Genomic DNA, 10,893 nt, shown 5'->3' with positions numbered 1-10,893 from the left:
CTGAACTCCATTCTTCCGACAGTGATTTCCAGAAGCGAGAAATTTGCCTTTACCCCGCTTGGAAGGGAAGAATATCTTGCACTTCTCCAAAGGGAAAGCAGCAAATACCCGGTGCCGGTGAATATGACTCCTGATATGCTTTACCAGCTTTCAGAAGGAAACCCGGGCATTACTTTGGAAATTTGCAGTGAAAAAGATAATGCACAGCCTGATGCAGCCATGTCGTTCTGGGAAACCATTACGGATAATCCCCGTTCATTTTCTGCATTAAGCGGGCATAAATGGAAAGACAGAGATGAATTCCATCAAATGCTCCGCTGGATCATCCTGGTCGGGCGGGATATACTCGTGCTGGCTGAAACCGGTGACCAGAACCGGGCAAGGTGCATGTCGGTCATGGGACGCGAGATGGCTGTTTCCCGGAAGTGGAATGGCAAAGTCATGCAGGTGATGGAAGTTTTCCGCGATGCGGAGCTCGCATATACGCATTATATTAATATAAAAAATATTTGGGATATGATTCTTATCCAATTGAAGAATATACAGAGAGGCAGAAAAGAATGAATCAAGTTATAGGTGTCAGATTTAAGCCTGCGGGTAAAATATATTACTTTGATTCCAACAATCTTGATTTGCATATAGATGATGGAGTTATTGTTGAAACATCCAGGGGACTGGAATACGGTTATGTTGTCCTTATGCCAGATAAAGTCAGCGAGGAGGATATGCCGCAGAAACCGGTCATCCGCAAAGCTACGATTAAAGATATGGCGCAGCTGGAAAGAAACAAGGAGCGCGAGCAGTCAGCCTACGAAATCTGTCTTAAGAAAATAGAGAAGTTCAAGTGTCCTATGAAGCTTCTCCGCGCTGAATATACCTTTGACCGGAATAAAATCGTTTTCTTCTTTACGTCTGACGGACGAGTCGACTTCAGGGATCTTGTCAAAGAGCTGGCGTCTGTGTTCCATACCAGGATTGAACTGAGGCAGGTAGGCGTAAGGGATGAGGCTAAACAGGTGTCCGGAATCGGCCCCTGCGGGAGACCTTTATGCTGCGCAACATTTCTCGGTGATTTTGCACCGGTTTCCATTAAGATGGCAAAGAATCAGGGCCTTTCCCTGAATCCGACGAAGATATCCGGTGTATGCGGGCGCCTCATGTGCTGCCTGCGTTATGAAAACGACCAGTATGTACATGACGGATGCAAGAAGAAGGGCTGCTGCCATAGAGATAAGGGGAATGAGAAGATGTTCCGGGTCGGCATGAAGGCGATTACGGAAGAAGGTGCGGGACAGATTCTCTATGTCAATACACAAAAACATACAGTTAAAGTGCAGTTGGAGGGGCAGAAGACAAAGACTTTCCCCTGGGACGAGGTAGAGCAGGCTGAAAATGGCTGATGAATGGGTATTGAATGAGGGAGAAAGACTCGACGATTTAGTCAGGGATGATATGAAACTCATCCAAAGGCCGGATCATTTCTGCTTCTCTGTAGATTCTGTATTACTGGCTCATTATGTAGAGCCTAAGAAAAATGATGTCATCGCCGATCTTGGAACAGGCACAGGTGTTATTGCACTGCTTGTCTCTTCACTCGGCGGCAATCATATTGCGGCTTTTGAACTGGACCCTGTAATGGCGGATCTGGCAAGAAGGAATGTGGAAGGGAATCATAAAGAAGCGCAGATCAAAGTCATTGAAGGAGATTACCGGGAATCTTCCCGGCAGTTCGATTCCGGAAAATTCTCTCTGGTACTGGCTAATCCGCCTTATCGGGAAGTGGGGACTGGAAGAATGAGTGCCAAAAGCGGGGTGGCCAGCGCCAGTTATGAAATGAATGCGACGATGGATGACGTATTCAAGACAGCGCAGTATCTTCTGAAATACGGCGGACGGCTGGCTATGGTACACAGGGCGGACAGGACGGCTGACCTTATCACTATAGGAAGAAAGTATCATATGGAGCCTAAACGCATGCGCTTTGTCTATGCCAGAAAAGGCCATACGGCAGTCAGGGTACTGATAGAATGGAGATACGGGGGGCATGCAGAACTTGTCGTAGAACCGCCGCTTCTTCTTCATAATGATGATGGTTCTTACACAGAGGAAGTCTGTGAGATATATGGGAGGAAAAGTCATGAGTGAAGTGGAGAAGGGGACACTTTATCTGGTACCGACGCCGATCGGCAATCTGCAGGATATAACCTATCGCGCCGTTGATATATTGAAGAATGCAGATATCATAGCGGCCGAAGATACAAGGCACACACGGATTCTTTTAGAACACCTGGGGATACAGGGACACCCGGTATCCTACCATGAGCATAATAAAAAAGAAGCCGGGCCCAAACTGATTGAAGCTTTGAAGGAAGGACACTCTGTTGCGCAGGTCAGCGATGCAGGGATGCCGGTCATATCCGATCCGGGAGCTGATTTAGTCCGCCTGGCGCTGGACGAGGGGATTCCCGTCGTCCCGCTTCCGGGTCCCAATGCTGCTTTGACAGCCCTTGTCGCATCCGGACTTGATGCCCGCCAGTTTGCTTTTATCGGGTTTCTGCCTAAAATTACGGCCAAACGTAAAAAGCTTCTGGCAGATATTTCAAGAGTGCCGCTGACGCTCATTTTCTATGAAGCGCCTCACCGCATCAAAGAGACCATGGACGTACTCATTCAGTCGCTCGGAGACAGAAATGCGGTAACGGCGAGGGAACTGACTAAAAAATTCGAAACATTTGAACGCGGGACTCTCGCAGAACTCAGAAGCGGGATGAACGAGAACGATCCCCGCGGCGAGTATGTCATTCTGGTTGAAGGCTGGAATGAATCCATGGAAAAAGAGGATGAAGAAGAGACATCCTGGCAGGATGCCGCTGTGACTTTGGCGGAAGGAATGCCGCTCAAGGAAGCTGCACGCAAAGTCTCCGGCCGCTACAATGTTTCGCGAAGAGAGGTTTACCAGTATCTTCTGAAGCATAACGATCATTAATCTGATCAGGCTGCCTGCATTTTCCTTTTTTGACTTTTATCTTTTTATCAGAATGGTATAATAAAAAGATATTAATAGAATATGAATAAGATGTCCCAGCCAATATAAATTATAAAAAGAGGGATCGGGAGGAAACATTTATGAGTGAAAAACCGAAATATTATATTACGACACCAATTTATTATCCTAGCGCAAAACTCCATATCGGTCATACGTACTGCACATCGATAGCCGATGCTGTAGCACGTTTCAAACGCCTTGACGGATATGATGTGTTCTTTTTGACCGGTTCTGACGAACATGGACAGAAAATTGAACAGAAAGCAGAAGAAGCCGGAGTAACGCCTATCCAGTACGTCGACGGCATTGTCGCTTTATTCAAACAGCTATGGAAAGAACTCAATATTACCAATGATGACTTCATCAGGACAACCGAGGAAAGACATAAGAAAGTCGTACAGATGCTTTTCCAGCGCGCTTACGACAAGGGCGACATCTATCTGGGCAAGTATGAAGGATGGTACTGCATTCCTGATGAAACATTCTGGCCTGAAAACAAATTGACGCCGGAACACATTTGTCCTGACTGCGGCCGTCCGCTGCAGAGAGTAAGCGAAGATGCTTACTTCTTTAAGATGTCAAAATATGCCGATCAGTGGCTTAAATACATTGATGAACATCCGGACTTCATTCAGCCGGAATCCCGCAAGAATGAAATGGTGCAGTTCGTTAAAAGCGGTCTGGAAGATCTCTGCGTGTCCCGTACAAGCTTTACATGGGGCATCCCTGTTCCCTTTGATCCCAAGCATGTCGTATACGTCTGGTTTGATGCGCTCGTCAATTATTTGACAGCAGCAGGCATTGTTGACGATCCTGAAAAATTCCACAAATTCTGGCCGGCAGATGTTCATCTGGTAGGAAAGGAAATTGTCCGCTTCCACAGCATCATCTGGCCGATCATGCTGATGAGCCTTGGCATTGAAATCCCGAAAAAGATTTACGGGCATGGCTGGCTCATTGTTGATGGCGAAAAGATGTCCAAATCCAAGGGCAATGTCATCGATCCGATTCCGCTCCTTCAGGAATTTGGTTCGGATGCGATCCGCTATTATCTCCTCAATGATATCCAGCTTGGACAGGATGGCAACTTCAGCCGTGACCGCCTGATTGGAAGAATCAATTCCGACCTGTCGAATGATTTAGGAAATCTCTTGTACAGAACGCTTTCCATGGTTGAGAAATACAGAGGCGGCGTCCTGACAAATGGCGATGCATCCGGAGATCAGGCTGTTGCAGATGCATCTGCAGACATCGAAGAAAAAGCTAAGCAGACACTGGAAGAATTCCGCAGCGGAATGAGCAACTGGAAAATCAATGATGCAATCAAGGCAGTATGGACTTTTATCCGTGCCCTGAATAAATACATTGACGTAACCGCCCCCTGGATTCTGGCAAAGGATGAATCCAAAGCAGGGGCACTCGATGCTGTACTTTATCATCTCTGCGAAGGACTCCGTTTTGTTTCCCTTATGGCAGAACCGGTGATTCCGATTGCGTCTGAAAAGATCTGGAATCAGCTCGGACTGAAAGATTTCAAGGATGCTGATTACAAAGATCTCGTATGGGGCGGAATTGCTGACGGCACCGTGGTTCACAAAGGCGACCAGATCTTCCCGAGAATTGAAATAGAGGAAGATGAAGAGGAAAAGGCAGAACCAGTCAAAAAAGCCAAGAACAACAAGAAGGCAGAAAAAGCATCTTCTTCCAAAAAAGAAGCAGAAGAGAAAACTGAAGAAATCGATATTTCCGAATTCTTTAAGACCGATCTTAGAGTAGCGGAAATTATGACAGCGGAAAAGGTTGAAAAATCCAACAAGTTGATCAAGATGACAGTATCACTTGGCGGCGATGATACAAGAACAGTGGTCAGCGGAATTTCCCAGTACTACAAACCAGAAGATCTTGTCGGCAAACATGTCATTTTTGTTTCCAACCTCAAACCTGCCAAATTGATGGGAATCGAATCGCAGGGAATGATTCTGGCAGCTTCCAAGGACGGAGAGCTGCAGGTGCCATTTGTAGACATGCCTGCTGGAAGCAAAGTCAAATGACCGGACTTTTTGATACGCACGCCCATCTCTATGACAAAGCGTTCGACAAGGATCGTGAAGACGTCATTGCCCGGATTTTCAAGACACTGGATTATGTCGTCATTCCATCAGAGGATCTGGAGACAAGCCAGAAGGCAGTCCGCCTAGCCGATACGCATGAAGGAATTTATGCCGCTGTCGGCATTCACCCTCAGGTGACAAACGGCGCATCAGATGAAGTGCTCGCTGAGATTGCCCATCTGGCAAAGACTCATGATAAGATCAAGGCAATCGGGGAAATCGGACTCGATTATCACTATCTCTATACGGATAAGGATACCCAGAAGTATTGGTTTGAAAGACAGATCCAGATGGCAAAGGAACTGGATCTTCCTATCCTTATTCATGACAGGGAAGCTCATGGAGATGTTCTGGAAATATTGAAGCGCAATGCAGACAGCCGCCTTCGCGGCATTCTGCACTGTTTTTCAGGAAGCATAGAAACGGCAAAGGAACTGATGAAGCTTGGCTTCTACATCTCTTTTGCAGGACCTGTGGTCTTTTCAAAGAGCATAAAGCTCAAAGAAGTTGCTGCAGATATTCCCATGGACAGGCTGCTGATTGAAACTGACAGCCCGTACCTGACACCGCCTCCTTATCGGGGAAAAAGAAATGATCCGTCCAACGTACTCCTGGTTGCTGAGGAGCTGGCAAGGATCAAAAATATGGATGTTCAGGAACTGATTGATATTACCCGCGAAAATGCCATGAAAATTTATCAGATTCATCAATAAAAAGGGTGCGCCATCTGAGGCGCATCCTTTTTGCTTATAGAATATCCGTGAAGATTTCTGCATTTATTTTATTCTCTTCGATGAACATGATAGAATAAAGAAAATCAAGTTGATAATCTTGCCTGAACGCTGTGAATAAAGCGCTCAAAAAAGGGTTTAAATTGCAGTTTCCCGCATTTAGAGGTATATAGATGAAAATTAGTACAGCTTTAGACTTATTGATGGATAAGGGCTTGCTGTCAGAGGAAGATACATTCACTATTGTACGAGATAATGAGGCCGGGAGTGTATCACTTCAGCTCAAGCATCCCTTGATTGTATTATTTTCAAATGCTCAGAATCTTAAATCATTTTCTGCCAGATTAGAAAGATTATACACAAAAGATTCTTCTGTATTGGCAATTGATCCGATTGGAACTATTTTAAGGCTTTCCGTGGAAGAATTTTCCAATCACACAATGGATTCTGATTTTATTTTCTTCTTCGACAGCAGGAAGGCCAGGACGCAGCCGCTTCATCCTTTTTCATTGAAGCAGATTGATGATGTTGTTGGACGGCTTCTTGCTCCTGGAGGGTGCCCGTGGGACAGGAGCCAGGATCATATGTCCCTCAGGACGTACTTCCTTCAGGAAGTGTATGAAGTCATCGATGCAATCGATAAAAACGACATTCCTAATTTAAAAGAAGAGCTTGGGGATGTACTGTTTCAGGTCGTCATTCATGCAAAGCTCTGTGAAGAAGAAGGCCAGTTTTCCATGCAGGATGTAGTCGATGGCATATCCGAAAAAATGATAAGAAGACATCCCTTCGTTTTCGGAAATTCATCCTCTGAAGAGCTCGATCAGGCTTTTGAAACATGGGAAAAACGTAAGAGAATTGAAAAAAACAGGCAATATCTGTTATCCGGAGTGCCTAGGAGCTTGCCAAGTCTGCTTCTAGCGTGTATAATTCAAAAGAAAGTTAGTTCCAACGGACTGGAAGAAGTGTTCTTTTCAGAAAGTTTCCCAGAGGATGTACGAAGGAAAATCTGCGATATTCTTGACGCAGAAGACCAACGAACCGGAGAATTCAGCGCGGGTGCTTTTCTTTTCGCTTTAGACCGTGTACTTTGCGAAAGAGGGATCGATCCGGAGCTGGCATTACACAGTTATACTGTGAATTTTATGGATCGGTTGAGATTATTTGAGTCGGATCTTCAGAAATCCGGCAAAACCCTTGCTGACATGACTCCTGAGGATGCTCAGAAATCCTGGAAAAAATTCAACGGAAATAGTTGATTACTTTTGTCCGAAAGAACTAAGGGCGAGGATTTCGCCAATTATTAAAGGAGGATGTTTAGTTATGAACAAAACAGAACTCATCGCAGCAGTTGCCGAAGAAGCAGAAATGACTAAGAAAGATGCGGAAAAGGCAGTCAAAGCCGTTATTGATGTCATCTCTGACGCTCTTGTTCAGGGAGATAAGGTTCAGCTCATCGGTTTTGGTACTTTCGAAGTTCGTGAACGTGGTGCACGTGTTGGTCACAATCCTTCCACTCAGAAGGAAATCAAGATTCCTGCATCCAAAGCTCCGGCTTTCCGCGTATCCAAACGGCTGAAAGAAAAAGTAAACGTAGTAAAAGCAAAGAAAGCAAAGAAATAAGAATGAATTAAAGGGCCACCTCAGAATTGAGGTGGTTTTTTAATTTATCATACTTCCTGACTATGTTATAATTTGAACAAGACGAATGAAAAGGGGAAGTATAATGGCGAATCAAGGGCGAAAGCTTTTTATTTTAACAGCAAGTATAGGAACCGGACACAGCCAGGCGGCCCGGGCCATAGCAGAGGCTGTTAAACGACTCCATCCGGAAGACTCTGTCAGTGTTCTGGATTTTGTTTCGAGCAATATGTTCTCTATTGACCATATCATCAAGGATACATATCTGAAAATGATCGATGTATTTCCCGAATTATATGATCATCTGTACAGTGATTCCCAGAGCAGCAAGTTTGGGCAGCTCTCGCAGAAAATGCTTTCGCTTACCTTCAAGCGCAGGATGAAGAGTTTGATAGAAACTTTAAAACCGGATGCCATGATTTTCACACACCCGTTTCCTGCCGGTGCGGCTGATCTTCTGAAACAGGATCAGAATATTTCGTTTCCCATGCTTGGAGTAATCACGGATTTTGATATTCATCAGCTTTGGGTAGACCATTACCTGGATGGTTATTGCGTCGCAACCCCGGATTTGAAAACTCTTTTGGAAAGCTACCATATTCCGCCTGAAATCATTCATGTGACAGGGATTCCTGTACGCAGGGCTTTCTATGAAAAAGCTGCAGAGGGAAAGCCTTTCGAAAAGGGCACGGTTCTTGTTATGGGCGGAGGCCTCGGGCTTGGAAATGTCATCGATAATATAACCCGCCTGGATGAAGTGAAGGAAATTTCAAAGTTTATCGTCATCACAGGGAAAAATATTAACTTATATGAAAAAGTTGCCATGCTTTCTGAAAAGCTTCATCATCCGGTAGAGCTCCACAGCTATACCAACAAGGTTGCTGAAATTATGGCAAGAAGCGAGCTTCTGGTTACGAAGCCTGGAGCACTCACCTGCACGGAAGCATTGGTTATGCATCTTCCGATGGTTCTGGTAAACACACTTCCCGGACAGGAACGGGCCAATGCCATGCATATGAAGAATCAGGGATGCGCTGAATGGGTCAAGAGGGATGAACTGCCGTCTACGGTTAAACATATTCTTACCAATCCTGATTTGAGACTCCGCATGTCTAAAGCCTGCGGCGAATCGCTCCCCGACAGTGAAAGTGATGTTGTCAGGATTCTCTATGATATGATGAACAAATAACGTCCTGTCGAAGGATCAATAGCATGATGTGATAAAACCGGTTTAATAAGCTGCATGGAGAGCTTATTGAACCGGTTTTATCCATAAGTCATATTTGCATAAGATATTGATATGGCAAAGAGCTTTTCCATGTACAAAACAAATATTCTTTTACGTGATATAATATAGAAATAGAGAATATTCGATTATTGAACTGGATACGAGGAAATTTATGGATAGATCAAGAATAGAACGAGAATATATCGAGCCGATGATTCCATTCAAGCTGCAAGCACCCTTTCAGCCGACAGGAGATCAGCCAAAGGCAGTGAAGTCACTGGTCAATGGACTGAATGAAGGGCAGTGGGCTCAGGTACTGCTTGGTGCAACAGGCACAGGCAAGACTTTTACCATGGCCAAGGTCATTGAGGAAGTGCAGCGGCCAACATTGATTATTTCTCCTAATAAGACACTTGCGGCACAGACGGCCAGCGAGTTCAAGGATTTCTTCCCAGATAATGCTGTTTATTATTTCGTATCCTATTACGATTATTATCAGCCGGAATCCTATGTGCCACAGACGGATACCTATATTGAAAAGGATTCGTCGCGAAACGAGGAAATCGACCGTTTGCGCCATTCTGCGACTATGGCGCTTTTTGAGAGAAGGGATGTCATTATCGTGGCATCTGTCTCCTGCATCTACGGTCTCGGCGATCCGGAAGACTACAGCACGATGGGATTGTCGCTCCGTCCGGGTGAAGAAATAGAGCGCGATAAGATTATCGAAAAATTAGTGAATATGCAGTATATGCGCAATGATATGAATTTTACGCGCGATACGTTCAGGGTGAGAGGGGATACGATTGATGTATTTCCCGCATCTGAAAACAATATAGCTGTCCGTATTGAGATGTTCGGTGATGAAATCGATTCGTTAACCGAATTTGACGTACTGACAGGCGAAACAGTGGCAGAGAGAAACCATATAGGCATATTCCCTGCGTCGCACTATGTAACAAGCTCGGACAAGCTCAGGAAGGCAATTACTTCCATTGAAGCTGAGCTGGATCAAAGGCTGAAGGAATTAAGATCGCAGGATAAGCTCTTGGAAGCACAGCGCCTCGAGCAGAGGACAAATTATGACTTGGAAATGATGCAGGAAGTCGGCTATTGTTCCGGAATAGAAAATTACTCCAGGCATATGTCCAACAGGAAACCCGGGGAACCGCCATTTACGCTGCTTGATTATTTTCCGGAAGATTTTCTGATTATGATTGATGAATCCCACGTAACCGTGCCTCAGCTGCGCGCTATGTATAATGGCGACCAGTCACGCAAAAAGACCTTGGTGGACTATGGCTTCCGCCTTCCAAGTGCACTGGATAACCGACCGCTTACTTTTGATGAATTCACAGAAAGAATCAATCAGATTATTTATGTATCGGCAACACCCGGTCCTTATGAAATGGGGGTTCAGACAAATCTGGCGGAGCAGATCATAAGGCCGACCGGACTTTTGGATCCGAGCATCGAAGTGCGGCCTATAGAGGGACAGATGGATGACCTCCTTGGGGAAATACACAAGAGGGAAGAAGTCCACGAAAGAGTCCTGATCACTACATTGACTAAAAAGATGGCAGAGGACCTGACGGATTTTCTGACAGAAGCAGGCGTAAAAGTCAGGTACCTCCATTCTGATGTCGCCACAATTGAAAGAGCCGAGATCATCAGAAATCTTCGTGCCGGTGTGTTTGATGTGCTTGTCGGCATCAATCTTCTCCGCGAGGGCCTTGATATGCCTGAAGTATCGCTCGTTGCCATTTTGGATGCTGACAAGGAAGGATTCCTTCGTTCAGAGACCTCAATGATCCAGGTCATCGGACGCGCTGCCCGAAACGAACACGGGCATGTCATCATGTATGCAGACAGAATTACCAAGTCGATGAAGTATGCCATCGATGAAACCAACAGGAGAAGGCAGATACAGGATGCGTATAATAAGGAGCATCATATTACGCCGCATACGGTACAGAAAAGGGTCAAGGACCTGATAGATTTGACGAAAGTCGAAGAAAAGCCGTCTGATTATGGCAGCGAAAGTACTAAGACAGAAAAGACGACAGATGAAGAGTTATATGCCCAGATGAAGGAAACTGAGAAAAACATGAAAAAAGCTGCCAAGTCACTGGAGTT

9 protein-coding genes and 1 pseudogene are annotated in these 10,893 nt (G+C 45.3%); all 10 read left to right on the top strand.

The genetic code is table 11. From position 1 onward, the window contains the following. A pseudogene (locus M3200_RS06510) lies at window positions 1-564 on the top strand (DNA polymerase III); the annotation flags it as partial. Then, complete coding sequence (locus tag M3200_RS06505; RefSeq protein ID WP_022382727.1) at window positions 561-1,400, top strand: PSP1 domain-containing protein; 840 nt, start codon at window positions 561-563, stop codon at window positions 1,398-1,400. The pseudogene M3200_RS06510 and the gene M3200_RS06505, both read left to right, overlap by 4 nt. Then, window positions 1,393-2,145 (top strand): tRNA1(Val) (adenine(37)-N6)-methyltransferase, encoded by a 753-nt coding sequence (locus M3200_RS06500; protein WP_022382726.1) that lies wholly within the window; start codon window positions 1,393-1,395, stop codon window positions 2,143-2,145. Before M3200_RS06505 ends, M3200_RS06500 begins: the two co-directional genes overlap by 8 nt. After that, window positions 2,138-2,986, top strand: coding sequence for a 16S rRNA (cytidine(1402)-2'-O)-methyltransferase (gene rsmI / locus M3200_RS06495; RefSeq protein WP_022382725.1), 849 nt, complete (start codon window positions 2,138-2,140; stop codon window positions 2,984-2,986). The genes M3200_RS06500 and rsmI overlap by 8 nt, the downstream gene beginning before the upstream one ends. 140 nt (window positions 2,987-3,126) lie before the next feature. Further along, on the top strand, window positions 3,127-5,097 hold the full coding sequence (gene metG / locus M3200_RS06490; RefSeq protein ID WP_022382724.1) for a methionine--tRNA ligase: 1,971 nt from the start codon (window positions 3,127-3,129) through the stop codon (window positions 5,095-5,097). After that, complete coding sequence (locus M3200_RS06485) at window positions 5,094-5,870, top strand: TatD family hydrolase (protein WP_022382723.1); 777 nt, start codon at window positions 5,094-5,096, stop codon at window positions 5,868-5,870. Before metG ends, M3200_RS06485 begins: the two co-directional genes overlap by 4 nt. Window positions 5,871-6,061: 191 nt before the next feature. Then, the gene (gene mazG / locus M3200_RS06480; protein WP_022382722.1) at window positions 6,062-7,147 is read left to right on the top strand and encodes a nucleoside triphosphate pyrophosphohydrolase; all 1,086 of its coding nucleotides are present in this window, start codon (window positions 6,062-6,064) and stop codon (window positions 7,145-7,147) included. Between the two features lie 64 nt (window positions 7,148-7,211). Further along, window positions 7,212-7,511 (top strand): non-specific DNA-binding protein Hbs, encoded by a 300-nt coding sequence (hbs, locus tag M3200_RS06475; RefSeq protein ID WP_022382721.1) that lies wholly within the window; start codon window positions 7,212-7,214, stop codon window positions 7,509-7,511. Between the two features lie 103 nt (window positions 7,512-7,614). Then, the gene (locus M3200_RS06470; protein ID WP_022382720.1) at window positions 7,615-8,718 is read left to right on the top strand and encodes an MGDG synthase family glycosyltransferase; all 1,104 of its coding nucleotides are present in this window, start codon (window positions 7,615-7,617) and stop codon (window positions 8,716-8,718) included. 211 nt (window positions 8,719-8,929) lie between these two features. Then, window positions 8,930-10,893, top strand: a 1,964-nt coding sequence (gene uvrB / locus M3200_RS06465; RefSeq protein ID WP_288178196.1) for an excinuclease ABC subunit UvrB, incomplete at its 3' end; no start/stop codon positions are given.

Origin of the sequence: Dialister sp. CAG:357 (genome assembly GCF_000435155.1) — a bacterium.
In the GTDB taxonomy this organism is placed as follows: domain Bacteria; phylum Bacillota; class Negativicutes; order Veillonellales; family Dialisteraceae; genus Dialister; species Dialister hominis.
This window is presented reverse-complemented; position numbering and strand designations above follow the sequence as displayed.